This is a genomic window from Rhizobium sophorae (assembly GCF_013087515.1).
In the GTDB taxonomy this organism is placed as follows: Bacteria; Pseudomonadota; Alphaproteobacteria; order Rhizobiales; family Rhizobiaceae; genus Rhizobium; species Rhizobium sophorae.
The window spans coordinates 220,049-243,717 of sequence record NZ_JABFCN010000046.1 but is presented as its reverse complement, the minus strand read 5'-3'; the positions used below and the strand labels follow the sequence as shown (position 1 = coordinate 243,717).

The following is a 23,669-nucleotide window of genomic DNA, read 5'->3' as shown; positions in this document are numbered from 1 at the left end:
GCCGGACGATCATCAGTTCCACTGGCGGTCCGCGCCGCTGGCGCACATCGACGGGTCCTGCCCCATAGCGTCAGCGAGAAAGTCCAGAACCGTCTTGACGCGCAGCGGCATGTTGCGCCGCGAGGGATACACGACGGTAACCGGCAGCCGGCTCGGCTGGAAATCCTTCATCACGGGGACCAGCCGGCCGGCGACGATATCGGGCATCGCGATGATGTGCGAAAGCACCGCAAGACCCGCTCCAGCAAGGGCTGCCCGGTGAATAGCGACGGCATTGCAGGCGGTCAGCCGCGGCGAGATCCGGACCGATATGTCTTCCGAACCGTTCGAGAAGGACCAGGTATTGGCCTCGCCTGCCCTATTGTAGCACAGGCATTCATGGTCCTTGATCTCCTTCGGTGTGCGGGGAGCCGCCCTGCGCGCGAGATAGGCGGGAGATGCAACGAGGAAGGCGGTCGTCCAGCCGATCCGCCGGCAGACGAGGCTGCTGTCGGCGACCTGGCCCAAACGCACTTCGAGATCCAGGCGCTCCTCGATCATATCCGAGCCCTGCTCCCTGAAAATGAGTTCGACCGAGAGCTTCGGATGGGCAGCGAGAAGATCGCCGAGCCGCTCGCTGAGATAGAGGCCGAGTGGTGCTGGAACGCTGAGCCTGACCTTTCCCGAGGCCATGGCGCCGTCCGATCCGGCAGCGTCGCCAAGCTCCTCAACCGCTTCGAGAATCCGCAGCGCCATCGGCAACATCCGCTCCCCCTCTGCCGTCAGCGACAGGCCGCTCGTCGTGCGATGCAGGAGGCGAGTGTTGAAATGGCCTTCGAGGGCTGCGACCTGTCGCGAGACCGCGGGCTGCGTCACGTCGAGATCGTGCGCGGCCGCCGAGAACGAACCCGTCTCCACGACACGCTGAAAGGTCCGCAATGCCCAAACGATATCCATCCCCTGCCCCTCATACTTTTGCGCATAGGCTTTATGCAGCCAGACTAAGCGAGAATGGCTTTACAGTCCAGCAATTAAGGATATCTTATGTCCATAAGGATATTTAATGTCCTTAATTAAAGGAGAGACACATGACCCAGCGACTGAACTACGCCCAGCAGTCCCCCGAGCTTTTCAAGAAATTCATGGAATTCAGCATGGCGCTGAAGAGCAGCGTGATCGACGAGAAGCTGCAGGCCCTCGTCGAGGTCCGCGCTTCGCAGATCAATGGATGCGGCTTTTGCCTCGATATGCATGTGAAGCAGGCCAAGATCCTCGGCGAGACGGAACTGCGGCTCTACCACGTCGCCATCTGGCGGGAATCGAACCTGTTCATCCCCCGCGAGCGCGCAGCCCTTGCCTGGACCGAAGCACTGACGAAGCTTCCCGAGGGCGGCATTCCCGACGAGATTTACGAACGGGTGCGCGGCCAGCTTTCCGAGAAGGAGATCTCGGATCTGACTTTCGTCGTCATGGCGATCAACGCCTGGAACCGCGTCAATGTCGGCTTCAAGACCGTGCCCGGCACGGCCGACAAGGCCTACGGCCTCGATAAGGCTGGCCTGAACTAAACCCCGCAATTCATTGAGAAGATTCACCTTTGACGCTGCCGCACCACGGCAGCGAACGGAGATCCATTATGAAAATCGTTGTCATCGGCGGAACCGGCCTCATCGGTTCGAAGACTGTCGAACGCCTGCGCAAACGCGGCCATGACGTGATCGCTGCCTCGCCGAACTCCGGCGTCAACACGATCACCGGAGAAGGACTGGCAGAGGCGCTCTCAGGCGCCGAAGTCGTGCTCGACCTCGCCAATTCGCCGTCTTTCGAGGATAAGGCCGTGCTCGATTTTTTCGAGACCTCGGGCCGCAATCTCCTCGCCGCCGGAAAACTCGCCGGCGTCAAGCACCATATCGCCCTCTCCGTCGTCGGCACCGAACGCCTGCAGGAAAGCGGCTATTTCCGCGGCAAGCTTGCCCAGGAAAAACTGATCAAGGCATCGGGAATTCCCTACACCATCGTCCATTCGACGCAGTTCATGGAATTCCTCGGCGGCATCGCCCAATCGGGCACTGTCGGCCAGACGGTCCACCTGTCGCCGGCCTATGTGCAGCCGATCGCTTCTGACGACGTGGCGGACGCCATGGCGGACGTGGCCCTCTCTGCTCCCGCCAACGCGACGCTCGAGATCGCTGGTCCGGAGCGGGCGCGCCTCAGCGAGCTCGTCGCTCGCTATCTGAAGGCCATGAAAGACCCGCGCACCACCGAGGCTGATGTCGAGGCGAGATATTTCGGCGCAAGACTAAACGACCAGTCGCTCGTTTCCGACGACAATCCGCGGCTTGGTTCGATCACCTTCGAGCAGTGGTTCGCAAAGTTCGCCCAGCCGACATGATTGACGTGCCCTCAAGACGCGACCGCCCTAGCGCGTCTCCCCCGACCCAGCAACCATGGAGATTCCGATGATCAGAACATTTTTCCTCGCCGCCGCCCTCGCCTTTCCGGCTGCCACCGGCGTTAGCGCCCATGACAGCAGCGAGTCTGCGAAGGTGACACTCGTTTATGAGCACGAGCTTCCGAACGTGCCGGGCAAGAGCGTCAAAGGCGTGCTGGTCGAATACGGCCCAGGCGGCTTCTCTGAAGGCCACACCCATCCCGACACCGCCTTCATCTACGCCACCGTGCTTGAAGGAGCGATCCGCAGCCAGGTCAATGACGGTCCGGTTAAGGTCTATCATGCCGGAGAGAGCTTCTCCGAAATGCCGGGCGACCGTCATGGCGTCAGCGCCAACGACAGCGAGAGCAAGCCCGCCCGCCTGCTCGCCGTCTTCGTCGTCGACACCAACCAGAAAGAGCTGACCTATCCGCTCAAGAAGTGACGATCCGCATTACAGCGCCGCGCGTCTTTCAGACGCGCAAAGGACGCTGTAACACTTTGAATCTACGCATCCTGCTTTCCGGAAATCGGTTCCGATTTTCGGGCCGATGCGATACCGCCTGCGCAGGCCTGATGCTTGCGCCGGCGGCCGAGATGCTGAACCATGTGCCGCCCGCGCCCCCGGAGACAGAGAGATGATTGACGACGCCCTCTTCGGCAAACCCCTGATATCCCTGATAACAGTCGGATTTGCCGGTATCGTCGTCTGGCATCTGCTCTCCCGCCAGCGGCCGACGACGCGACTGGTGGTGCAGATCCTGTTCTTTGGTGTGATGACGCTGATCCTCGTCGGCAGCGGCATCGAACCTCACCGGTTTCAGGGATATGGCTCGGAAGATCCGCAGGCCCTGCTCATCATCGTCGCAAAAACGCTCTGGTGGATCCATCTGGCATGGGCCGTCATCGGTTTCATCAGGCTCTATCTGGTGCTGGAGGGCAGCCCGCGAGAGGCCCGCCTGCTTCAGGATCTGGTTATCGGCGTCGTCTATATCGGCATGGCCCTGTCGGTTCTGGCCTTCGTCTTCGGCGTGCCGATCGGAACCCTCGTCGCAACCTCCGGCGTGGTCGCGATCATTCTCGGCCTGGCGCTGCAGAACACGCTCGCTGACGTCTTCTCCGGCATCGCGCTGACGCTCGGCCGGCCATACATCATCGGTGACTGGATCCTCTTGAGCGATGGCACAGAGGGGCGCGTCGTCGAAAGCAACTGGCGCGCGACGCATATCCTGACCAGCGCAAACAATATCGTCGTTCTGCCGAACAGTTTTCTGGCAAAGCTCGGCCTGACGAACGTCAGCCGGCCGGACGAGACCCATCTCTTGATCCTCACCATCCGCATCGCCCCGACGCGGATGCCGGCATCGGTCCGCCAAGTCATGGCAACGGCGCTTGCGAGCTGCAATTCGATCGTGCGCGAGCCGCCGCCGGTCGTAGCACTCAAGGGGCTGGATGCCACGGCGCTTGAGGTCGAGCTGCAGTTTCGGGTGACAAGCCCAAGCCAGCGGGTGCCGGCGCGGAACGAAGTGCTCGATCTCGTCTATCGCCATTGCAAATCCGCCGGCCTGTTGCTGGCCATTCCGCCGTCGGCGACGGTGCTGACCGCCGATCTGCCGACGGAAGAAAGCGCAAAGCCGCCGAGCGTAACGCCGCTTGCCCTGATCGAGGCCATTCCGGTCTTTACGACGCTGACATCCGATGAGAAGCGCAGGCTCGCCGAAACCACGACTGTCCGGGAGTTCCGCAAAGGCGATGTGATCGTGCGGGAGGACGAAATGCTCCCCTCACTGATGATGGTGCGCGCCGGCATCATCGCAGCGCGGAACGCAGGCGAGGAACGCGGACGGCTCGCGCCGGGCGACTTTTTTGGAGAGACCGGACTCCTCGCCGGCATGCAGGAAGTCTGCACCCTGGAGGCTCTGACCCCCGTGACCGCCTATGAGATCGACCAGGAGGCCTTCGCGCCGCTGCTAAGCGAACGCCCGGCGCTGGCGGAAGAAATCGCCGACCATCTCGCCAGCCGCGCCGAGCGTTTCCGCAACGGCGCCCCTTTGCCTCCCGAACATGCCCACAGTGCGCATGCCATCCTGAAGACCATCAGGACCATTTTCAAGGCGTAGAGATCGGCGCCCCGCTCAGCCAGCGCGCTTGAGCACCCATTCGAACGTGCTGCGCCAAATGTCGGCCGGCACTTCCTCGGACAAGGTCCCGACCAGATCGGAAAGCCGGACGCGCCTCAGCGTATCCCGCCAGGCCTCGTCGGCCTCCCACATGATGCGCGCGACCGCGCATGGCTTGCTGTCGCAATACCCTTCCGGCCGGCAGGGATTGTTCGCCCGGATGTTCGTACAGGTGAAGCTGCGGGCCTTCCCCTCGACCGCCTCGACGATCTCGAGAAAATTGATATCCGAGGGGGTCTTGGCAAGCCTGTAGCCGCCACTCGGACCGAGCGTGGTCTCGACCAGCGATGCCTGCGAAAGGTTCTGCAGTGCTTTGGAGAGATATTCCTTCGGCAGACCATGAAGCTCGGCGAGCGCCTTGGTGGAAAGATACCTGCCCTCTGGCAGGCCCGCGAGAATGGCGCAGCAGTGAAGCGCCCACTCGACCTGGCTTTTCAGGATCATTCAGAAACTCGTATGATGGCTGGCTCTGCCAATGGAATTAAGGACATATTATATCCGAAAACAGACTCGATGTAAATGAGCTGCAAAAGCAATGTGTTGTTACCTGAACGGCGATGCGGCTCCGATCTCCACTCAGCCCTCGTTCTCGTCCTCTCCCCGCGCCTCCCCATTTTCAATTCCGGCGATCAGTTTGCGCAGCAGCGCCGCGAGCGCCTCGCGCTCCTTTCCGTCAAGAGCCTGCAGAAACGAAGCTTCGCTCGCCATGTCGGTGCGGAAGGCCTTTTCGGCGAGTGCCGCACCCGCCTCGCTCAATGCCACCAATACGCTGCGCCCGTCACGCGGCGATTTCTCCCGGCGGATCAGGCCCGCCTTCTCCAACCGGTCGAGCCTGTGGGTCAGGCCTCCCGAGGAGATCATCAGCGCCGAATACATGTCTGTCGGGGTCAGCCGGTAAGGCGGTCCGGAACGGCGAAGCGTCGCGATCACGTCGAATTCTCCGCGGTCGAGACCAAAATCGGCAAAGGTCGCCTCAATGCTCGGGCGCACCAGGTTCGACAACCGAAAGGCCCGGCCCAGGATCGCCATCGGCTCGGTGTCGAGGTCGGGCAGTTCCAGCGCCCATTGCCGGCGCAGCCGGTCGACATGATCCTCGTAGGAGCCCTCTCCTTTAGTTCCATTCGTCATTTTCTGCCTCATATGCCACCACAGCCGAGACATACACCTTCCATCAACATCAAGGAAGATGTCTTGACAGGAAGACAGTTTTGAGAATATATCTTCTTGCGAAGATAGTTTTGTGATCGCAGATAGCACCAGCAGGAGGCATGTGATGTTCAGTATTCTTCGCCACCAGGAACCGCGACCCGATCAGAGCCGCACGGTCCGCTTCGAAGGCCGCGGCCATGGCGGCGAGATATCGCTTTTCCTGGTCGATAATGAGCCCGGCCAAGGGCCTGACCTGCATGTTCACCCCTATTCCGAAACGTGGGCAGTCAGGAAAGGCGAAGCCGAATTCACGGTGGGCGACGCCAAGACCCGCGCCTTTCCCGGCGATATCGTCGTCGTGGCCGCCAACATTCCCCACCGTTTCGAGAATGTCGGCACCGGACGGCTCGAAATCGTCTGCATTCATGCCAGCGACGAGATAGTGCAGGAGTTTGTGTGAGGCAAAGCCGCCTCAGAAGACAACCTCTGAAGACAAAGGAAGAGGAGAGAACCGCAATGCCTAAGATGATCTTCGTGAACCTGCCAGTGAAAGATCTTGCCGCTTCGACCCGTTTCTACGACGCGATCGGCTGCAGCAAGAACGAACAGTTCAGCGATCACCAGGCGTCGAACATGGTCTGGTCCGAGGCCATTATCTTCCATTTGCTGACACGCGATTTCTTCGCGAGTTTCACGCCGAAACCCGTTGCCGAAGCGCAGAAGGCGAGCGAGATGCTAATCGCGCTGACGATGGACAGCCGTGAAGAAGTGGACGCTATTGTCGAGGCAGCCGCAGCCGCCGGCGGCAGGGCCGATCCGCGCGCGCCGACGGACATGGGCTGGCTCTACAACCGTGCCTTCGAGGATCCCGATGGCCATATATTCGAAGCGGTCTGGGTCGACATGGCGGCGGCGACCGCCTCAGCACCATAACGGACGATACCTCTCTCCAGCCTCATCCTTGTGCCCCGCAGGGGCCTCGAAGGGCGGGGCTGGCCACCGGCGCTGAAACCCAGCCATATCTGCACGCAGCACGCACGCACCCAGCGACCCGCCCTCGTGGTTCGAGACGGCCCTGCGGGCCTCCTCACTATGAGGGCTGTGTGCCTCGCTCCCGCTCTCCAAGAGCGCGTCGATCATTCTCAACGGTCCGACCGCCTCGACGCAGCGGCCCCGCCATTCGCACAAAACTTTCGCCCCGCCTGGAATAAAATCGCCTCCCCTCGTGTCTCATCTCAGGCATCGCAAGATTGCGTGCCCAATCTGAGGAGAGACATCATGAAATCCGTGAAATCCCTGTCCGTCGTGGCGGCCGCCGCCCTTGCCGCGACCGCTGCTTTCGCCGCTGCTCCCGTCAAGGAAGTCGACTCCGCCAAGGGCAAGGTTCTTGCCGGCGAAAACGGCATGACGCTCTACACTTTCAAGAAGGACGTCAAGGGCGTTTCCAACTGCTACGATGATTGCGCTAAGAACTGGCCGCCGCTGATGGCGGCTTCCGATGCCAAGGCTGATGGTGCATACTCGATCATCGACCGCAAGGATGGCACGAAGCAATGGGCCAAGGACGGCATGCCGCTCTATTATTGGGTCAAGGACAAGAAGACCGGCGACATTACCGGCGACGGCGTCGGCGGCAACTGGGATCTCGCCAAACCTTGATAGTCGGACCCTGATGCCAGGAGAGCCGGCGTGAAAACACCCGCACCCGAAACCTTCGAGGGCCAGATCCTGGCCCTCCTGCCCTCGCTCAGGCGTTATTCGCGCAGCCTGACGCGCTCGGATGCCGATGGCGAGGACCTGCTCCAGGATTGTGTTGAAAAGGTTCTCACGCGCCGCGGCCAATGGCGCGGCCTCAACCTGCGCGGCTGGGTCCTGACCATCATGACCAATCTCTACCGCAACGGCCGGCGCGGCAAGACGCGCGACGGCCTTGTCGAGCTCGGTGCCGCAGAGAATCTGGCCGCGTCCGAACCGCCCGCCGATCCGCTGGAACGTGCCCGGCTGGACGATGCGCTGAACAGCCTTTCAGAGGAACACCGCGCCGTGCTGATGCTCGTGGTCATCGAGGGATACACCTATGGCGAGGTCGCCGCCGCGCTCGATATCCCGATCGGCACCGTCATGTCGCGCCTGTCGCGCGCCCGCCGGCGCGTCGCCGAGCGATTGAAGGCCGACAACATCATTACGCTTCGGAGACCGAAATGAACGAGACCAATCCGAGCGTCACCGAAGCCGACCTTCACGCCTATGCCGACGGCCAGCTGCCGGAAACGGTGCGCGTCCGCATCGAGGCCTTCCTGGTCGACAATCCCGACGAGGCGGCGATGGTCGCTGAATGGCAGGCGCAGAATTCAGGCATCCGATCGCTGTTTGCCGGCTATGAGAAGGCGAAGGACACCGATCCTCTGCTCGTCGTCCCCCCGCGCGCCGTCTCATCGAGAGCGAAACGCTGGGCGATCGCCGCATCAGCCCTCCTCGTCTTCACGCTCGGCGCCGCCAGCGGCCATTACGGCCCCGCACTTCTGGAAAAGCCGGAACTGCAGCTTGCCGGCTCCGAAACCCTACCGAAACAGGCCCAGACCGCTTTCACGGTCTATGCCGCCGAGGTTCGCCATCCCGTCGAGGTCTTCGCAAACGAGGAGGTCCACCTCGCCACCTGGCTCGGCAAGCGCCTGGCAATTCAGAACCTCAAGATCCCGAACCTGCAGCCGCTCGGCTTCAAGCTTGTCGGCGGCCGCCTGCTGCCGGTCGACGGCAGGCCGGGCGCCATGTTCATGTATGAAGACCAGGCCGGCGAGCGCCTGACCGTCATGGTCGGCCGCAACACGGAGAACCGTACGACGAGCTTCCGCTTCGCCTCATCAGGCAATCTCGAAACCTTCTACTGGATCGACGGCGAACTCGGTTATGCCGTCACCGGCGAAATCTCCCGCGAGACGCTGCGGGAGATAGCCGAGGAGTGCTACAAGCAATTCCCCTCGTGAGGATCAGCGTGAGGGATCGTTGCCGAGCTCGATCGGCCGTCCATGCGGCGTCGCCTCCGCCGCCCGCTGCCAGCTCTGTTGCAGTGCCAGGATCGTTTCCGCGTCGGCGATGCCGTTGTCGACAATGAGGTCGGAGAGTGCCGCCACCCAGCAGTCGAAATAGTCGCTGCCATCTTCGGCCCGGCCAGGCTTGTGCAGTTGCGCGGAAAGCGTTTCAGCCCATTCGCTCCAGCTGAACAGGCCTTTTGCGTGCAGGTGCACGGTCATGGCGAAAGCTTCGGCCGCCCATGGCTCGGGAAAGACCGGCTCGCCCTCCCGTGACCTCGGCAGGCTGGGCGATTGCGTCAACGGCGACATTTCATGCCGGCTCAAGATAGCTCTCCCAGGCATCAATCGACACGGTCAGCGTCGGATCGGCATCTCCGCCCCAAATCTCCACGCCGTCGAAAACGACGGTATAGAGCCATTGCGGGTTTTCGCCCTTGTCATGTGCATTGTCGTCAGGGAAAACGAAAGAGCCCTGTACTGCCTCGACCACACCAGTCCTGGCCCTGGCATAACGCGGCAGGCGCGTATGCGTCGCCGGATTGAAGTTCTTCGTCCTCACCGTCTCGCCGACCGCAAAGAGCGGCACGGTCTTGACAGGACGATCGCAAGGGCCGCCTTTCGCCAGAACGTTGGGCACCATGTCCGCCTTCAGCACCCGCTTCGGAACGGCTCCTGGCCGCTGCGCATGACCGGACAGCAGCTCCTCACGTGTTGCAAAGCCGTGCCGTTCGAGCAGCTTATCGATGCCGCGGATCCAGATCTCGTAATAGCTGGCGGCGAGGTAATCGGCCGGCGGAATATTCTCGCGCGCATGCCGGCTTTCATCGATCGTCCATGCGCCGAAAGCGCCGCAGGAAAGCGTGATGCCGAGCGCCCGCTTTTCCCATTCGGCATGGAAACAGGGCTCGTCCTTTTCGGGCGCGACGGGACCGAAGCCCATCTGCCCGCCGAGATCGTGCGGTCCGTTCATGTGGCGCTCTCCGGCTTGCGGGCAACGGCCGTGCCGATCATCGCATCGCGGCTGACGAGGCCGGCGAGCATCTGCTCATCCATTCCATCGGTCCCTTCGGGCCGTTCGGGGATGACGAGGTAACGCAGTTCCGCCGTCGAATCCCAGACGCGGATCTTCTTGTCCTCCGGCAGCGTCAGACCGAATTCGGCCAGCACGCCGCGCGGATCGATGACGGCGCGCGAGCGATAGGCCGGCGCCTTGTACCAGACCGGCGGCAGGCCAAGCACCGACCAGGGATAACAGGAGCAGAGCGTGCAGACGACGAGATTATGGGTCTCTGCCGTATTGAAGACGGCGCGCATATGCTCGCCCTGCCGGCCCGTATAGCCGAGGCTGGCGATGGCCGCCGTCGCATCACGCTTCAGCCAGTCGGCGAAATCGGCATCGCTCCAGGCCTTGGCGACGACATGCGCGCCGTTCCTCGGCCCCACCTTCGTCTCGTAGGTCTCGACGATCGCGTCGATCGCCGCCGGATCGATCAACCCCTTCTCCGTCAGGAGCGTTTCCAGCGCCTTCACGCGCGCCTGCATGTCGGAATAATGGTTGTCGTGATCATTCCCGTGGGCGTGCTCATGTCCGTGAGCATGGTCGTCGTCATGGTCGTGCAAGGCGAAGCCCTCCCGAAACTGCCCGCTATTTCTAACATATGCCGCAGGCCCGCCAAGCCCTTCTATGTCTCATGCGCTTTTCCGCTAATCTCCTGCCATGAACATTCTGATTCTCGGCGCAACCGGCTTCATAGGCTCCGTCGTTGCGGCCCGGCTCGTCGCCGACGGCCACGTCGTAACTGGGCTCGGCCGTAATCCCGCGCGTGCGCGCCTGAAACAGCAGACGATCGACTGGCGGCGCGCAGATCTCTCACGCATGACGAAACCAGCGGATTGGGACGAGATCCTCAAGGACCAGCATGTCGTCGTCAATTGCGCCGGCGCCCTGCAGGACGGCCTCTCGGATGATCTGTCGGCCACCCAGGCAGAGGCGATGCTGGCGCTCTATTCCGCCGCAAAACGCTCGTCGCGCCCGCTGATCGTGCAGATATCGGCAAGGACGGCGGGAGCGGCGGGCGATCTTCCTTTCCTCGCCACCAAGCGGCGGGCCGACCAGGCGCTGGCGGCTAGCGGCCTGCCTTACCTCATCCTGCGCCCTGCCCTCGTTCTCGGCCGCAATGCCCATGGCGGCTCGGCGCTGCTGCGGGCGCTTGCCGCCTTTCCCCTGGTGCTGCCGCTGGTCCATGCCGAAAGTCCGGTCGAAACACTTTCGGTGGACGATGTGGCGGAAGCCGTATCGCAGGCGGTCTCCGGCGGCATCTCCGGCGATATCGATCTTGCCGCCGACGAAGTTCTGACGCTCGCCGATCTCGTCGGCCTTCACCGCCAGTGGCTCGGCCTGCCGCCCGCCCGCGTGTTCGCTCTTCCCCGCTGGCTTGCCAGCCCGGTGACATGGCTGGCCGATCTATCAGGACTGCTCGGCTGGCGTTCGCCGCTGCGCTCGACGGCGATGACTGTCATGTCGGAAGGCGTGCGGAGCTCGAAAGCAGGGAGCGACCTTGCCACGACACCCGCGGCAGCGACGCTCTCGGCCAATCCCTCCGGCGTACAGGATCTCTGGTTTGCCAGGCTTTATCTTTTGAAGCCGCTCGTCATATCGGGCCTATCCGCTTTCTGGCTGCTCTCAGGTCTGATCCCGCTGCTGACGCTGGAGAAGACGTCCGCTCACTTCCTGCCGTTCATGCCTGAGGCCGCGGCAACGGCGCTGACGCTTGCAACCTGTCTGATCGACATCGCTCTCGGCGCTGCCGTCCTCCTTCGTCCGCTGGCGAAAGGCGCCCTTCTCGGCATGCTGGCCGTGTCGTTCGCCTATCTTGCCGGCGCCAGCCTGCTCGAATCCGCGCTCTGGCTCGATCCGCTCGGCCCCCTCGTCAAGGTGGTGCCGTCGCTAATGCTGACGCTCACCGCACTTGCTACGCTGGATGAACGCTGATGCTCGAGGAATGGCTGCTGCTTGTCCATGTCATCGGCGCGACCGTGCTCTTCGGCACCGGCGCCGGCATCGCCTTCTTTATGGTGATGGCGCACCGGACACGCGATCCCAAGCTGATCGCCCATGTTGCGGCAACGGTAGTGGTTGCCGACACCCTCTTTACCGCCACCGCAGTCATTCTCCAGCCGGTGACCGGCTATCTGCTGGCCCGGTCGATCGGCTGGGAGTTGTCGGAGGGCTGGATTGCGCTGTCGCTGCTGCTTTATGTCGTGACCGGCCTGTTCTGGCTGCCCGTCGTCTGGATCCAGATCCGGCTGCGCGATATTGCCCGCGCCGCAGCAGCGGCGGGACAAGCCCTGCCGCCGGCCTATTTCAGCCTCTACCGCATCTGGTTCGCCTGCGGCTTTCCGGCCTTCTTCGCCGTCATCGGCATTCTCTGGCTGATGCTCATGAAGCCGGCAATCGCTCTATTTTAGCATCGGCCAGAGGCTCGCCACCAACAGCACCGCCATGCTGATATTGAACCATTTCAATCGCACCGGATCGGAAAGCCATTCCCTCAGTGCCGAGCCGAAACCGGCCCAGGTCGAGACGCTGGGCACATTGACTGCCGCAAAAGCGAGACCGACGATCAGCACGCTGACGAGGTAGAGTTGCGGATTGGTATAGGTCGCCATCGCGGTCACCGCCATCACCCAGGCTTTCGGGTTGACCCATTGGAAGGCGGCGGCGGCGAGGAACGACATCGGCTCAGCGCCGGTTCTGCCTTCGCTGAGCGAGCGCGAGGAAGCGATCTTCCAGGCGATCCAGACGAGATAGGCGCCGCCCGCAAACTTCAGCGCCGTATAGATCACAGGTATCGTTTGCAGCAGCGCGCCAAGCCCGAAGCCGACGCCGAGCAACAGCACAAAGAAGCCAGCACCGATCCCGAACATATGCGGGATCGTCCTGCGGAAACCGAAATTCACGCCCGATGCGAAGAGCATCATATTGTTCGGCCCCGGCGTGATCGAGGTCGTGAAGGCGAAGAGAACGAAGGCGAGAAACGTATCCAGTGGCATGAAACCTCCCGGGACCGGCCATCCTTCGTAGCCGATTTCATTTAGGTCAATGTAACTGTCCTAAATTGCTGATGCCATTACATCATTGTCATGGTGACAGGATTACTTGAAAGATAAGAATTGGCGGCAATCTCCCCCAAATGGAAAAGTTCATGCAAGACGACCCGATCCCGACGATCACCTTCCCCAACGGCGCGCAAGTGCCGGCGCTCGGCCAGGGAACCTGGGCCATGGGCGAGGATGCCGGCCATGCCAAGGCCGAGATCGAAAGCCTCAAGGCAGGCATCGATCTCGGCATGACGCTGATCGACACCGCCGAAATGTACGGTGACGGTGGCGCTGAAGAGATCGTCGGCCAGGCGATCAGGGGCCGGCGCGACGAGGTCTTCATCGTCAGTAAGGTCTATCCTTGGAATGCCAGCCTGAAAGGCACGATCGAGGCTTGCGAGCACAGTCTCGAACGGTTGGGCACTGACCGCATCGATCTCTATCTCTTGCACTGGCGCGGCAACTATCCGCTCGCCGAGACCGTCGCCGCTTTCGAAACGCTGAAGGCGTCAAGCAAGATCGGCGCCTGGGGCGTCTCCAACTTCGACACCGACGACATGGAGGAACTGCTCCGCGTGCCCGACGGCGCCAACGTCGCCGCCAACCAGGTGCTTTATAATCTCTCCCGCCGCGGCATCGAATTCGACCTGCTGCCCTGGTGCCAGAACCGCGGCATTCCCATCATGGCCTATTCGCCGATCGAACAGGGACATATCCTGCACCATCCCGAACTAATCCGCATCGCCAAGGCCTATCAGGCAACACCCGCCCAGCTGGCGCTCGCCTTCCTCTTGGAACGCGACGGCGTCATCGTCATTCCGAAGACGTCGAATGCCGAACGCGCAGCCGAAAACCGCGACTGCGTCTCGCTCGACATTACCGACGACGACTGGGATGCCCTCGACGCCGCCTTTCCACCGCCCACAAAGAAAAAGCCGCTGGAGATGCTCTGATCTCCAGCGGCCTTCAACACCGTTGCGGTGCCGGGTTTACATCCCCTGCGCGCCGCGGTTCATCGCCGCAATCCCGGTACGGCAGACCTCGATGAGGCCGAGCGGCTTCATGATCGCCACGAACTGATCGATCTTCGACGATTTGCCGGTGATCTCCAGAATGAAGTGACCGACGGTCGCATCCACCACCTTGGCATGAAAGGCATCGGCAAGGCGCAAGGTCTCGGCGCGCATCTCGCCCTCGCCGATCACCTTGATCAGTGCCACTTCGCGCTCGATCGGCCGGTCCTGGCCGAGTTCGCGGGCGCGCACTGTCAGGTCGACGACGCGATGCACCGGCACGATGCGTTCCAGCTGAGCCTTGATCTGCTCCAGCACCTGCGGCGTGCCGCGTGTGACGACGGTGATGCGGGAAAGATGCGCCTGATGCTCGGTCTCGGAGACCGTCAGGCTCTCGATATTATATCCGCGGCCGGAAAACAGGCCGATGACCCGGGCAAGAACCCCCGGTTCGTTGTCGACGAGAACCGAAAGCGTGTGGCTTTCGACAGCCGCCGTTTCCGGCGAAATGAAGTAAGCGGAGCCCGTGGGCTGTAGGTGAGCGTTCATGTCCTTGGTCCCTTCCCTTATTAGACGAGCGCGCGGCCCTTGGCGTCGATCGCATTGGCGACCGCTTCATCGGTGGCCTCGTCCGGCAGCAGCATTTCGTTATGGGCCTTGCCCGAGGGGATCATCGGGAAGCAATTGGCGAGATTGGCGACGCGGCAATCGAAGATGACCGGCTTTCTGACCTCGATCATCTCCAGAATGGTGTCATCAAGCGCATCCGGCTTTTCGCAGCGCAGGCCGACGGCGCCATAGGCCTCCGCAAGCTTGACGAAATCGGGCATCGCCTCCGTATAGGAATTCGACAGGCGGTTGCCGTGCAGCAGCTGCTGCCACTGGCGCACCATGCCCATATACTGGTTGTTCATGATGAAGATCTTGATCGGCGCATCGTGCTGGATCGCTGCCGACATTTCCTGGATACACATCTGGATCGACGCGTCACCGGCAATGTCGATGACGAGACTGTCGGGATGGGCAATCTGCACGCCAAGTGCGGCCGGCAGGCCGTAGCCCATCGTGCCGAGGCCGCCCGAGGTCATCCAGCGGTTCGGCTGCTCGAAGCCGAAGAACTGCGCCGCCCACATCTGGTGCTGGCCGACCTCGGTGGTGATGTAGGTATCGCGGTCCTTGGTGTGGGCAAAGAGCCGTTCCAGCGCATATTGCGGCATGATGACGTCATTGCTCTTCGTATAGGCGAAGGAGTTGCGCGCCCGCCAGCGGGCGATATCGGTCCACCAGTCATCGAGGCGGCCCTTTTCCGGTTTCTTCGGCAGCGCCCGCCACAGACGGACCATGTCTTCAAGCACATGCCCGACATCGCCGCGGATGCCGATATCGACCCGGACGTTCTTGTTGATCGAGGACGGATCGATATCGATATGGATCTTTTTCGAATTCGGTGAAAAGGCATTGAGGCGGCCAGTGATACGGTCGTCGAAGCGGGCGCCGATGCAGACCATGACATCGCAGTCGTGCATCGCCATGTTGGCCTCGTAGGAGCCGTGCATGCCGAGCATCTTCAGCCAGTTCTTGCCTGAAGCAGGATAGGCGCCGAGGCCCATCAGCGTCGAGGTGATCGGGAAACCGGTGAGCTCGACCAGCTCGCGCAGCAGCTTGGAAGCCTCGAGGCCGGAATTGATGACGCCGCCGCCAGAGTAGATGATCGGACGGCGCGCATTCGCCATCAGTTCGATCGCGGCATGGATCTGGTTGAGGTCGCCCTGGATCTTCGGCTGGTAGCTCTTCTGGATCGCGTAATCGGCGGGCGGCGTGTAGGTGCCGGTCGCAAACTGCACGTCTTTCGGAATATCGACGACGACGGGGCCTGGACGGCCGGACTGGGCGATGCGGAAGGCCTCATGAATGACGGCAGCGAGCTGGTTGACATCCTTGACCAGCCAATTGTGCTTGGTGCAGGGCCGGGTGATGCCGACCGTATCGCATTCCTGGAAGGCGTCGGAGCCGATCAGTGGGGTCGGAACCTGACCGGTCAGGCAGACGAGCGGGATCGAATCCATCAGCGCGTCCTGCAGCGGCGTGACGGCATTGGTAGCGCCCGGACCCGAGGTCACCAGCATGACGCCGACCTTGCCGGTGGAGCGGGCGTAACCTTCGGCCGCATGGCCGGCCCCCTGCTCGTGGCGGACGAGGATGTGCTTGACGTCCTCCTGCTGGAAGATCTCGTCATAGATCGGCAGGACCGCGCCGCCGGGATAGCCGAAGATATGTTCGACGCCGTTGTCCTTCAGCGCCTTGAGAACGATCTCCGCTCCCGTCATCCGATTGCCTGCCGCCTGATTGTCCGTGCTCATCTGTCTGTTCCGTTTGATGCTGGGATTGCGTTTGTGGCCGGAAGCCCTGATTTCGGGCATAAAAAAAGGCCCCTGAGGAGCCTGTCATCTAGCGCATGGGTGGCTATCGCCGGATGGTTACACCATCCTGCCCATGCGCTTTCCCACCACGATAAGAGCCGTTGCGATTTTCATGGTCGGAAGTGATAGACAGAAAATTTCGCAGCGTCAACGCATGCCGCAATAAAAAACTGCCCCACACCTGCATCCCCGAAATTCGATAGGATGAAGGATTTGTTAAAGGATCGACTTTATTCTTCTTCGCTACCGCATGGAGTAGCCCTTTGCTCAACAACGACTTGCGCACGTCTGGCAAGGCAGGCGAGCATGATCGCCGCGATGGCCATGCGCCGGGAAATCGCTTTCTCGGCCGCGTCGTTGCATGCAGCGGTTCGCGGGCGACGATTGCGGCCGTCGCCGAACAGGGCGGCACCGATCTTACTGAACTCTGGTCCGTGGGCCGGCTGATTTCGATCAGCGTCGGCCGCAACCGCGTCGTCGCGCTCGCCTACCAGATGAACACCGGTAGCCATGCCTGGGGCGAAGGCGAAGACAACATTTTCAAGATCGAGACCGAGCTGCTGGGCGAAGTCCGTGTCGACGAGGACGGGCGAGAGGAATTCTCGACCGGCATCTCGCGTTATCCCTATCTCGGCGCCATCGCGCACCGCATCCGATCCGCAGACCTGATGCGCATCTACGATGCCGGCCAGGGTACGACCGCCGTCATCGGCAAGCTGACGCAGGACGAAAGCATCGATGCGGCGATCCATATCCCCTCGATGCTCTCCAAGCATTTCGCGGTCGTCGGCTCGACTGGCGTCGGCAAGTCGACGGCCGTATCGCTGCTCCTGCACAAGTCGATCGCGGCGGATCCGAAGCTGCGTGTACTGATTCTCGATCCGCATAATGAATTCGCCGCCGCATTTCCTCAGCACGCCGTCACCATCGATACCGATACGCTCGACCTGCCCTTCTGGCTGATGCGGCTGGAGGAATTTGCCGAGGTCGTCTTTCGCGGCCGCCCGCCGGTGCCCGAAGAGCTCGATATGCTGCGCGATATCCTGCCGGAGGCCAAGCGTGCCTTCCGCGGCAGCGACAACTCGCTCGTGCGCCGCACGACGGAAAAGAGTTCGATCACCGCCGATACGCCGGTTCCCTACCGCATGGCCGATCTGCTGGCGCTGATCGACGAGCGCATCGGCCGCCTGGAAGGCCGCTCGGAAAAACCCTTCCTGCGGTCGTTGAAGATGCGCCTCATCGCCGCGATCAACGATCCGCGCTATCACTTCATGTTCTCCAACAACACGATCAGCGACACGATCACCGAAACCATCGCGCAGATCTTTCGCATCCCCGGCGATGGCAGGCCGATCTGCACCTTCCAACTGGCCGGCATTCCCTCCGAGGTCGTCAATTCGGTCGCCTCTGTGCTCTGCCGTATGGCCTTCGAGGTGGCGCTGTGGAGCGACGGCGCCATCCACATGCTCGTCGTCTGCGAGGAAGCTCACCGCTATATCCCCTCCGATCCCAGCCTCGGCTTCGTGCCGACGCGCCAGGCGATCGCCCGCATCGCCAAGGAAGGCCGCAAATACGGCGTCTCGCTCGGCATCATCACCCAGCGGCCGGGCGAGCTCGACCAGACGATCCTGTCACAGTGTTCGACACTCTTTGCCATGCGCCTTGCCAATGACCGCGACCAGGAAATCATCCGCTCGGCCATCCCGAATTCGTCGATCTCGACGACGAGCTTCATCTCTTCGATCGGCAACGGCGAGGCGATCGCTTTCGGCGAAGCGATCAGCGTGCCGATGCGCATGCGTTTTTCCCGCGTCGACGAAAACCTCTTGCCGAAGGCGAGCAGCGCCAACAACAAGCACAGCGAGGAAGATCCGGATACGGTCGATTTGCGCAAGATCGTCACGCGCATGCGGGCGGTGACCGTCGGACCCGACATTGCGAATTTCCAGCAGAATTATGCCGCGTCCGTGGCAGGTTTCGACGAGACAGACGCAGTCGACGAGGATCTTGACACGAAGCCATACACGCCGCCCGCCTCTTCCGCCGCGCCGCCCGTCTCCGCGCCGCTTGAATCCTACCGCCGCGAACTGCTGCCGCAGACACCGCGGCTGGACCCGGCCACGTCACCTGCGATCGATCCCCGGCTGGACGCGCTCCGCCGCGAGATGCGCCGCGACGAGCCGGTCTTTCCCCGGCCGACACCCCCGGCGGACCAGCCCGCAGTCTCTCGTCGGGAGCCCGGCACGTCGTTGCGCGAAAGCATCTTGAAGAAACCGCTGAGCAGCCTCTACAACAAGGATTGAGGCTTCAGCTGGCTCTCCAGAGCGATCAGAGGCTCGACGGCCTCGAGCACCCGTTGCCGATCCGTCGGCCCGAGCGGCAAGAGAGGGCGTGGGAGCTCTACCCTGGCGAGTGAGAGAAGGTCGACCAGCGTGTAGACCACGCGAAGGCTTCCGAACGCCTTGAACGTTTGCCAGAGCGGCTCGAGAAGACCATCGAGCCGACGCACTTCGCTGCCCTCGCCCGCAATCGCGGCCTTGGTCAAAGCAAGGGCGACGCGCGGAAGCAAGCCGCCGATGACGCTGTACCAGGCGTCGGCACCTGAAAGCAGCGCTTCGGCCGCGGCCCAGTCACCGCTGTAGCCGATCGCAAGCCTGGTCCTTTCTCGCAATTCCGCCAACTCGCCTGCAAAATCGCCGTCAGCAGGCAGAGGCATCTTCACGGCCCTGATCGTCTCGATATCGGATAGGCGCTGCAGAAGATCCCGGCTGAAGGTGAAGTGGGTCGTGCCGGGATTGTTGTAGATACAAAGCGGCAGCTTCGCCGCCTCGGTGACCGCCAGGAAATGCTCGTAGGCTTCGTCCTGGGTCAGCGGCGTGTAGGACACCGGCGCAAGCAGAAGAGCATCTGCACCGGCGGCCTCGGCATCCTTCGCCAGGCTCCGGGCGTGGTCTGTCCTCAGAGCACCGACGCCGACGACGAGGGGAATACGACCGCGAACGCACTCGACCGCAGCCTCGACGGCTCGCCGTCGTTCCTCGCGTGTGAGAAAGGCGTAGATCCCGGTGCTGCCAAGAAGGCCTATCGAAGCGACGCCTGCATCACACAGGCGTTCCAACAGGCGGCAGAGGGCTTCCGTGTCGACCCGGCCATCCCTATCGGCGGGCGTTGGCGGAAAGGCCGAAAGGCCATGAAACGGAGAAATGACAGACATGATGCGATCCTGGAAATCCGGTCAATGTGAGAACAGCAGGCGCGATCCGGCGCCCGCGAAGAAGATGGCGAGACTGCCCTCGATCCACCGTCGCGCACGGGCGTAGCCGCGCACCATCGGTGCCGTGGAGAAGAGCACGGCATAGCCGGAAAATATTGAGATGCCCAAGAATACGCAGCCGCCAAAGGCCGTGACGGCCATCTCCGGCGAAGCGCCGGGCTTGAGGCCGAGCGACATGATCGCCACCCAGGCCAGAACCGCCTTCGGATTGCCGAGATGCATCAGAACGCCGCGACGATAGAGCGCGCCGAGTTGCGCGGCAGGCCGGACGGCCTCGCTTTCCGGCCCATCCGGGGCGGCGGCCGAGCGGGCCGCCCTCCAGGCGAGCCAGAGAAGGTACAATCCGCCTGCGATCTTAAGGAACAGCAGGGCATGGGCATAGCGGACGAGGAGTGTCGAGATGCCGGTGACCGCCACCAGCCCCCAAAATGTCGACATCGTAATGACCCCGGCGGCAAGGGCGAGCGCCGGTCGACGCCCCTGCCGCATCGCCACATTCATGATGGCCATGTTGCTCGGTCCGGGACTGCCTGCAGCGATTGCGTAGGCGATGTAGACGACGAGAAGATCCTGCATTTGCGTTTTTCCAGAAGTTTGCGCCCGCGCACGGCACGATCCCGAAGGCGAAGAATTCGCCATCGGGGAGCCGCCAATCCGCTTCCTTTTCCTCGAAAATTGGTTCATCGTGAAGCGCCATTTTTGAAGAAACTCTATGGACCATTTCGCGATGTCCAAACGGCGCAGCATCATCGAGATACCATCATTGAACGCGATCAATCGAACGGCCAATGTCGGTCGCCAGCTTGCGCAGGCCCTCCGGAACGCAATCGCCCGCGGTGAGCTGAGGTCGGGGGAACGCCTTCCTTCGACGCGTAGCCTTGCGGCTTCGCTGAAGATCGCGCGCGGCACTGTCGTCGAGGTGTTCGATCAGTTGACCGCCGAAGGCTATCTCGAAGCGCGGGTCGGAGCAGGAACCCGTGTTGCCGTCGATCTGATGGATGCGCCGCCGGCGCGCCCGCCTGCGCCGGCAGTACCGTCTGCCGCGGATGCTGTCGATCTGCCGTTCCAGGCTGCCCGGCTGATCGCCATCGCCCGTGCGCTCACCCCGCACCCGCCCGTTCCCTTCGCCATCGCCGTCCCGTCTTGTGGCATTGCGCCCGACGACAACTGGCGCCGTCTCGGCAACCGCGTCCGCGCGTCGCGACAGGCCGCACCTTCGGGTTACCATGACCCTATGGGCTTGCTCGAACTCAGGCTTGCCATTGCCGACCACGTCCGGCGCGCGCGGGCCGTTCATTGCGAACCTGAACAGGTCATCGTTACGTCAGGCACCCAACAAGGCCTCTATATGGCGGGCCGGGTCCTTCTCTCGCGTGACGATCCGGTTTGGGCCGAGGACCCGGCCTATCCCGGCCTGACGGCCGTGCTCGACGATCTCGGCGTACGGACGCACCGCCTGCCGGTCGATGCACAGGGAATGAACGTGGAACGCGGCCTCGAGCTCTGTCCCCAGGCGCGCGCCGCATTCGTCACCCCTTCGCACCAATATCCGATCGGGATGCCGCTCAGCATGGCGCGGCGCAATGCCTTGATCGCCTGGGCTGACCAAAATCGCGCCTGGATCATCGAGGACGATTACGACAGTGAGCTGCGTTATGCCGGACACCCGTTTCCGTCGATGCAAGGGTTGCGTCCGTCACGCGTCGTCTATCTCGGCACCTTCAGCAAGGTGCTCTTTCCTTCCCTGCGCCTCGGCTACGTCATCGCCCCTTCGCCACTCGCAGAAGCCTTTGCCGGCGCCCGCGCCATTCTCGACCGGCATTCGCCGATCGCCGAACAGCATGTTCTGGCGGCCTACATGCGGGAAGGTTATTTCGAAGCGCATATCCGGCGCATCCGCGGCCTCTATGCCGAACGCCGCGCTGTTCTGCTCTCGGCGCTCGAGCGGGGCTTGCCTGAGGGCTGCCGCGTCCAGGAGAGCGACCAAGGCATGCATATTCTTCTATGGCTGCCCGAGGAGGTCGACGACGTGCAACTCGCAGCCCATGCCCTCTCGGCCGGCCTCGCCGTACGTGCGATTTCCCCGATGTATGCCACACAGCCGGCGCGTCGCGGCCTGATGCTGGGCTTCGGCGGATTTATGCCGGACCAGTTACAGGCCGCGGTCGGCGAACTCGTCAAACTGCTGAGCCAACAGATGTTTCAAGTTGGAGGCCCGCAACGAACTGAAGCCTAAACTGTCAGCCGCTCCCAGCTGTCGTCCATCTGGTTGCGGAACCATGTCATTTGCCGCTTGGCATATTGCCGCGTCGCCGCAGCACCCTTCTCCAACACCTCGCCGCGCGTCATCTCGCCCCTCAGCATCGCCGTAATCTGCGACACGCCGATTGCCTTCATTACAGGCGCCTCGGCCGGCAGATCGAGCGCAAGCAGAGCCCGTACCTCGTCTTCCGCACCTTGCTGCAGCATCTTTTCGAAACGCCCGTTGATGCGCTGATGCAGCACAGCCCGGTCCGGCAGCACGACGATCTTGCGGGCCTCATCGGCGTCGATCACCACCGGTCCCGCCCGGCCCTGGAAATTGGCGATCGATCGCCCCGTCGCCTTCAAGACCTCCAGCGCCCGGACGATCCGCTGCCCGTCCTGGCGGTTGAGGCTTGCCGCCATGGCGGGATCGGCCTCGGCGAGTTCGGCATGGAGCCCGTCCGGCCCCTCCTCCAGCAGCCGCGTCCTGAGTCTCTCCCGCAGCACCTCCGGTATCTCCGGCATATCGGAGAGCCCCCCGATCAGCGCCTTGAAGTAAAGTCCCGTGCCGCCGACGAAGACCGGCAGCCGTCCTGCGTCCCAGAGTGCCGGTAGTAGTGCCGAGACATCCCGCAGCCAGGCGCCTGTGGAATAGGCCGCACCTGCCGGCACGTGGCCGTAAAGATGATGCGGCACGCCCTGCATCTCCTCCTCTGACGGCCGCGCGGTCAGCACCCGCAGCGTGTCGTAGACCTGCATGCTGTCGGCGTTGACGACCGCGCCGTCATGGCGTCTGGCCAATTCGACGGCGAGCGCGGACTTGCCGCTGGCGGTCGGCCCGGTTATCAGGATCGCGTTCACTGTGCTCAGAAGGTTTTCCATCATGGCCCTCGTTGCCACGCTTGTTGCCAATCCGTCAAATCCCGTGCTGACACCCGCAATCGCCGAACGGGCGGCCGAGGCGGTCAAGGCTTCCGGCCTCTACTGGTTGGCCGATGGCGTTGCCTGCGACATCGCGCTGCGTGACGGCACTGATGCGCAAGCGGCAGAGGCCAATATCCTTGCCGTCATAGCAAGCGCGCCCATCGACCTTGTCATCCAGGAGCAAGAGGCCCGCCGCAAGAAGCTGCTGATCGCCGACATGGATTCGACGATGATCGGCCAGGAGTGCATCGACGAACTCGCCGCCGAAGTCGGCCTGAAGGAAAAGGTTGCTGATATCACCGCCCGGGCCATGAATGGCGAGATCGCCTTCGAGCCTGCCCTGCGTGAGCGTGTTGCCCTGCTGAAGGGGCTGCCGATATCGGTCGTCGACGAGGTGATCGCCAAGCGCATCACGCTCACCCCAGGCGGCCTGGAACTGATCGCCACCATGAAGTCGAAAGGCCATTACACCGCGCTTGTCTCCGGCGGCTTCACCGTCTTCACCAGCCGCATCGCCGCCACCCTCGGCTTCGACGAGAACCGCGCAAACACCCTGCTCGAAGACGGCGGCATCCTCTCCGGCTTCGTCGCCGAACCGATCCTCGGAAAACAGGCGAAGGTCGATGCGCTGAACGAAATTGCGGCTCGCCTCGGAATTTCGCCGAAAGAGGCGATCGCCGTCGGCGACGGCGCCAACGATCTCGGCATGCTGCACCTTGCCGGCTCCGGTGTCGCGCTCCACGCCAAGCCAACTGTTGCCGCCGAAGCGCAGATGCGCATCAACCACGGCGACCTGACCGCCCTGCTCTATATCCAGGGCTATCGGAAGACGGATTTCGTGACGGCTTGAAGGCGATATCGCGCCAGGCACACCCTCTCCTTCCCGTTGCACTGGCAGCGCCTGGGGTACCCCCCTCTGCCC

General features: G+C 62.6%; 27 protein-coding genes. 15 read left to right on the top strand and 12 right to left on the bottom strand.

The features are described 5' to 3' along the window. Window positions 1–12: 12 nt before the first annotated feature. Window positions 13–936, bottom strand: a complete 924-nt coding sequence (locus G9X64_RS25480) for a LysR family transcriptional regulator (RefSeq protein ID WP_168313992.1) — start codon at window positions 934–936, stop codon at window positions 13–15. Between the two features lie 131 nt (window positions 937–1,067). Here G9X64_RS25480 and G9X64_RS25475 point away from each other — a divergent pair, with 131 nt between their 5' ends. From G9X64_RS25475 to G9X64_RS25460, 4 genes are all read left to right on the top strand, one after another. Then, the gene (locus G9X64_RS25475) at window positions 1,068–1,547 is read left to right on the top strand and encodes a carboxymuconolactone decarboxylase family protein (protein ID WP_012758208.1); all 480 of its coding nucleotides are present in this window, start codon (window positions 1,068–1,070) and stop codon (window positions 1,545–1,547) included. Window positions 1,548–1,615: 68 nt separating this feature from the next. Further along, window positions 1,616–2,371 carry an SDR family oxidoreductase gene (locus G9X64_RS25470; RefSeq protein WP_171377613.1) on the top strand — a complete coding sequence of 252 codons (756 nt, stop codon included), beginning with the start codon at window positions 1,616–1,618 and terminating at the stop codon, window positions 2,369–2,371. Window positions 2,372–2,438: 67 nt separating this feature from the next. Continuing rightward, window positions 2,439–2,855: a cupin domain-containing protein gene (locus G9X64_RS25465; RefSeq protein ID WP_171377612.1), complete on the top strand. Its 417-nt coding sequence runs from the start codon at window positions 2,439–2,441 to the stop codon at window positions 2,853–2,855. Window positions 2,856–3,048: 193 nt separating this feature from the next. Next, window positions 3,049–4,530: a cyclic nucleotide-binding domain-containing protein gene (locus tag G9X64_RS25460; protein ID WP_171377611.1), complete on the top strand. Its 1,482-nt coding sequence runs from the start codon at window positions 3,049–3,051 to the stop codon at window positions 4,528–4,530. 15 nt (window positions 4,531–4,545) lie between these two features. Here the strand turns inward: G9X64_RS25460 and G9X64_RS25455 are convergent, their stop codons facing one another. Both G9X64_RS25455 and G9X64_RS25450 read right to left on the bottom strand, forming a co-directional pair. After that, window positions 4,546–5,034: an RrF2 family transcriptional regulator gene (locus tag G9X64_RS25455; protein ID WP_168310053.1), complete on the bottom strand. Its 489-nt coding sequence runs from the start codon at window positions 5,032–5,034 to the stop codon at window positions 4,546–4,548. A gap of 132 nt (window positions 5,035–5,166) precedes the next feature. Next, a complete protein-coding gene (locus G9X64_RS25450; RefSeq protein WP_168310052.1) occupies window positions 5,167–5,718 on the bottom strand; it encodes a MarR family winged helix-turn-helix transcriptional regulator in 552 nt (183 codons plus the stop codon). Between the two features lie 145 nt (window positions 5,719–5,863). Here G9X64_RS25450 and G9X64_RS25445 point away from each other — a divergent pair, with 145 nt between their 5' ends. From G9X64_RS25445 to G9X64_RS25425, 5 genes are all read left to right on the top strand, one after another. Next, window positions 5,864–6,199, top strand: a complete 336-nt coding sequence (locus tag G9X64_RS25445) for a cupin domain-containing protein (RefSeq protein WP_171377610.1) — start codon at window positions 5,864–5,866, stop codon at window positions 6,197–6,199. Window positions 6,200–6,255: 56 nt separating this feature from the next. Then, window positions 6,256–6,672: a VOC family protein gene (locus G9X64_RS25440; protein WP_168313994.1), complete on the top strand. Its 417-nt coding sequence runs from the start codon at window positions 6,256–6,258 to the stop codon at window positions 6,670–6,672. 345 nt (window positions 6,673–7,017) lie between these two features. After that, a complete protein-coding gene (locus G9X64_RS25435; RefSeq protein WP_171377609.1) occupies window positions 7,018–7,398 on the top strand; it encodes a COG4315 family predicted lipoprotein in 381 nt (126 codons plus the stop codon). Between the two features lie 30 nt (window positions 7,399–7,428). After that, the gene (locus tag G9X64_RS25430; RefSeq protein ID WP_168310050.1) at window positions 7,429–7,944 is read left to right on the top strand and encodes an RNA polymerase sigma factor; all 516 of its coding nucleotides are present in this window, start codon (window positions 7,429–7,431) and stop codon (window positions 7,942–7,944) included. Beyond that, the gene (locus G9X64_RS25425) at window positions 7,941–8,723 is read left to right on the top strand and encodes an anti-sigma factor family protein (protein WP_171377608.1); all 783 of its coding nucleotides are present in this window, start codon (window positions 7,941–7,943) and stop codon (window positions 8,721–8,723) included. The genes G9X64_RS25430 and G9X64_RS25425 overlap by 4 nt, the downstream gene beginning before the upstream one ends. A 3-nt stretch (window positions 8,724–8,726) precedes the next feature. On the opposite strand, the gene G9X64_RS25420 is transcribed toward G9X64_RS25425, so the two are convergent. Genes G9X64_RS25420 through nthA form a run of 3 tightly spaced genes read right to left on the bottom strand, consistent with a single transcriptional unit; the run spans window position 8,727 to window position 10,391 of the window. Beyond that, a complete protein-coding gene (locus G9X64_RS25420; protein WP_168313996.1) occupies window positions 8,727–9,095 on the bottom strand; it encodes a nitrile hydratase accessory protein in 369 nt (122 codons plus the stop codon). Further along, window positions 9,082–9,741: a nitrile hydratase subunit beta gene (nthB, locus tag G9X64_RS25415; RefSeq protein WP_168310047.1), complete on the bottom strand. Its 660-nt coding sequence runs from the start codon at window positions 9,739–9,741 to the stop codon at window positions 9,082–9,084. Before nthB ends, G9X64_RS25420 begins: the two co-directional genes overlap by 14 nt. Then, a complete protein-coding gene (gene nthA / locus G9X64_RS25410) occupies window positions 9,738–10,391 on the bottom strand; it encodes a nitrile hydratase subunit alpha (protein ID WP_171377607.1) in 654 nt (217 codons plus the stop codon). Before nthA ends, nthB begins: the two co-directional genes overlap by 4 nt. A gap of 97 nt (window positions 10,392–10,488) precedes the next feature. Here nthA and G9X64_RS25405 point away from each other — a divergent pair, with 97 nt between their 5' ends. Both G9X64_RS25405 and G9X64_RS25400 read left to right on the top strand, forming a co-directional pair. Beyond that, window positions 10,489–11,763 (top strand): SDR family oxidoreductase, encoded by a 1,275-nt coding sequence (locus G9X64_RS25405; protein ID WP_171377606.1) that lies wholly within the window; start codon window positions 10,489–10,491, stop codon window positions 11,761–11,763. Then, the gene (locus tag G9X64_RS25400) at window positions 11,763–12,239 is read left to right on the top strand and encodes a DUF2269 family protein (RefSeq protein WP_171377605.1); all 477 of its coding nucleotides are present in this window, start codon (window positions 11,763–11,765) and stop codon (window positions 12,237–12,239) included. The genes G9X64_RS25405 and G9X64_RS25400 overlap by 1 nt, the downstream gene beginning before the upstream one ends. Here the strand turns inward: G9X64_RS25400 and G9X64_RS25395 are convergent. Then, window positions 12,231–12,824, bottom strand: coding sequence for a LysE family translocator (locus tag G9X64_RS25395; RefSeq protein ID WP_171377604.1), 594 nt, complete (start codon window positions 12,822–12,824; stop codon window positions 12,231–12,233). The two genes, G9X64_RS25400 and G9X64_RS25395, sit on opposite strands and share 9 nt — an antisense overlap. A 152-nt stretch (window positions 12,825–12,976) precedes the next feature. Here G9X64_RS25395 and G9X64_RS25390 point away from each other — a divergent pair, with 152 nt between their 5' ends. Next, window positions 12,977–13,825, top strand: coding sequence for an aldo/keto reductase (locus G9X64_RS25390; protein WP_168310042.1), 849 nt, complete (start codon window positions 12,977–12,979; stop codon window positions 13,823–13,825). A 36-nt stretch (window positions 13,826–13,861) separates the two neighbouring features. Here the strand turns inward: G9X64_RS25390 and ilvN are convergent, their stop codons facing one another. Together ilvN and G9X64_RS25380 are read right to left on the bottom strand one after the other, a co-directional pair. After that, on the bottom strand, window positions 13,862–14,434 hold the full coding sequence (gene ilvN, locus G9X64_RS25385) for an acetolactate synthase small subunit (RefSeq protein ID WP_168310041.1): 573 nt from the start codon (window positions 14,432–14,434) through the stop codon (window positions 13,862–13,864). A gap of 20 nt (window positions 14,435–14,454) precedes the next feature. Further along, window positions 14,455–16,245, bottom strand: coding sequence for an acetolactate synthase 3 large subunit (locus tag G9X64_RS25380; protein WP_171377603.1), 1,791 nt, complete (start codon window positions 16,243–16,245; stop codon window positions 14,455–14,457). Window positions 16,246–16,568: 323 nt separating this feature from the next. Between G9X64_RS25380 and G9X64_RS25375 the strand changes: the two genes are divergently transcribed. Beyond that, window positions 16,569–18,608 carry an ATP-binding protein gene (locus G9X64_RS25375; RefSeq protein ID WP_171377602.1) on the top strand — a complete coding sequence of 680 codons (2,040 nt, stop codon included), beginning with the start codon at window positions 16,569–16,571 and terminating at the stop codon, window positions 18,606–18,608. Here G9X64_RS25375 and G9X64_RS25370 read toward each other — a convergent pair. Together G9X64_RS25370 and G9X64_RS25365 are read right to left on the bottom strand one after the other, a co-directional pair. Next, on the bottom strand, window positions 18,593–19,519 hold the full coding sequence (locus G9X64_RS25370; RefSeq protein WP_168310038.1) for a dihydrodipicolinate synthase family protein: 927 nt from the start codon (window positions 19,517–19,519) through the stop codon (window positions 18,593–18,595). The two genes, G9X64_RS25375 and G9X64_RS25370, sit on opposite strands and share 16 nt — an antisense overlap. A 21-nt stretch (window positions 19,520–19,540) precedes the next feature. Next, the gene (locus G9X64_RS25365; protein WP_168314003.1) at window positions 19,541–20,155 is read right to left on the bottom strand and encodes a LysE family translocator; all 615 of its coding nucleotides are present in this window, start codon (window positions 20,153–20,155) and stop codon (window positions 19,541–19,543) included. A gap of 151 nt (window positions 20,156–20,306) precedes the next feature. On the opposite strand from G9X64_RS25365, the gene pdxR reads away from it, so the two are divergent. After that, on the top strand, window positions 20,307–21,815 hold the full coding sequence (gene pdxR / locus G9X64_RS25360; RefSeq protein ID WP_210259720.1) for a MocR-like pyridoxine biosynthesis transcription factor PdxR: 1,509 nt from the start codon (window positions 20,307–20,309) through the stop codon (window positions 21,813–21,815). Here pdxR and miaA read toward each other — a convergent pair. Then, a complete protein-coding gene (gene miaA / locus G9X64_RS25355) occupies window positions 21,812–22,708 on the bottom strand; it encodes a tRNA (adenosine(37)-N6)-dimethylallyltransferase MiaA (RefSeq protein WP_168310035.1) in 897 nt (298 codons plus the stop codon). The two genes, pdxR and miaA, sit on opposite strands and share 4 nt — an antisense overlap. Between miaA and serB the strand changes: the two genes are divergently transcribed. Then, window positions 22,707–23,597, top strand: a complete 891-nt coding sequence (gene serB, locus G9X64_RS25350) for a phosphoserine phosphatase SerB (protein ID WP_168310034.1) — start codon at window positions 22,707–22,709, stop codon at window positions 23,595–23,597. The genes miaA and serB overlap by 2 nt on opposite strands. The last annotated feature ends 72 nt before the right edge of the window (window positions 23,598–23,669 follow it).

Coding starts and splice junctions, on each gene's coding strand:
- pdxR (WP_210259720.1), top strand. CDS start 20,307: ATGTCCAAACGGCGCAGCATCATCGAGATACCATCATTGAACGCGATC.
- nthB (WP_168310047.1), bottom strand. CDS start 9,741: ATGAACGGACCGCACGATCTCGGCGGGCAGATGGGCTTCGGTCCCGTC.
- G9X64_RS25465 (WP_171377612.1), top strand. CDS start 2,439: ATGATCAGAACATTTTTCCTCGCCGCCGCCCTCGCCTTTCCGGCTGCC.
- G9X64_RS25475 (WP_012758208.1), top strand. CDS start 1,068: ATGACCCAGCGACTGAACTACGCCCAGCAGTCCCCCGAGCTTTTCAAG.
- G9X64_RS25460 (WP_171377611.1), top strand. CDS start 3,049: ATGATTGACGACGCCCTCTTCGGCAAACCCCTGATATCCCTGATAACA.
- G9X64_RS25455 (WP_168310053.1), bottom strand. CDS start 5,034: ATGATCCTGAAAAGCCAGGTCGAGTGGGCGCTTCACTGCTGCGCCATT.
- G9X64_RS25365 (WP_168314003.1), bottom strand. CDS start 20,155: ATGCAGGATCTTCTCGTCGTCTACATCGCCTACGCAATCGCTGCAGGC.
- G9X64_RS25395 (WP_171377604.1), bottom strand. CDS start 12,824: ATGCCACTGGATACGTTTCTCGCCTTCGTTCTCTTCGCCTTCACGACC.
- G9X64_RS25400 (WP_171377605.1), top strand. CDS start 11,763: ATGCTCGAGGAATGGCTGCTGCTTGTCCATGTCATCGGCGCGACCGTG.
- G9X64_RS25480 (WP_168313992.1), bottom strand. CDS start 936: ATGGATATCGTTTGGGCATTGCGGACCTTTCAGCGTGTCGTGGAGACG.
- ilvN (WP_168310041.1), bottom strand. CDS start 14,434: ATGAACGCTCACCTACAGCCCACGGGCTCCGCTTACTTCATTTCGCCG.
- G9X64_RS25470 (WP_171377613.1), top strand. CDS start 1,616: ATGAAAATCGTTGTCATCGGCGGAACCGGCCTCATCGGTTCGAAGACT.
- G9X64_RS25405 (WP_171377606.1), top strand. CDS start 10,489: ATGAACATTCTGATTCTCGGCGCAACCGGCTTCATAGGCTCCGTCGTT.
- serB (WP_168310034.1), top strand. CDS start 22,707: ATGGCCCTCGTTGCCACGCTTGTTGCCAATCCGTCAAATCCCGTGCTG.
- G9X64_RS25435 (WP_171377609.1), top strand. CDS start 7,018: ATGAAATCCGTGAAATCCCTGTCCGTCGTGGCGGCCGCCGCCCTTGCC.
- G9X64_RS25380 (WP_171377603.1), bottom strand. CDS start 16,245: ATGAGCACGGACAATCAGGCGGCAGGCAATCGGATGACGGGAGCGGAG.
- G9X64_RS25440 (WP_168313994.1), top strand. CDS start 6,256: ATGCCTAAGATGATCTTCGTGAACCTGCCAGTGAAAGATCTTGCCGCT.
- G9X64_RS25425 (WP_171377608.1), top strand. CDS start 7,941: ATGAACGAGACCAATCCGAGCGTCACCGAAGCCGACCTTCACGCCTAT.
- G9X64_RS25390 (WP_168310042.1), top strand. CDS start 12,977: ATGCAAGACGACCCGATCCCGACGATCACCTTCCCCAACGGCGCGCAA.
- miaA (WP_168310035.1), bottom strand. CDS start 22,708: ATGATGGAAAACCTTCTGAGCACAGTGAACGCGATCCTGATAACCGGG.
- G9X64_RS25445 (WP_171377610.1), top strand. CDS start 5,864: ATGTTCAGTATTCTTCGCCACCAGGAACCGCGACCCGATCAGAGCCGC.
- G9X64_RS25450 (WP_168310052.1), bottom strand. CDS start 5,718: ATGACGAATGGAACTAAAGGAGAGGGCTCCTACGAGGATCATGTCGAC.
- G9X64_RS25370 (WP_168310038.1), bottom strand. CDS start 19,519: ATGTCTGTCATTTCTCCGTTTCATGGCCTTTCGGCCTTTCCGCCAACG.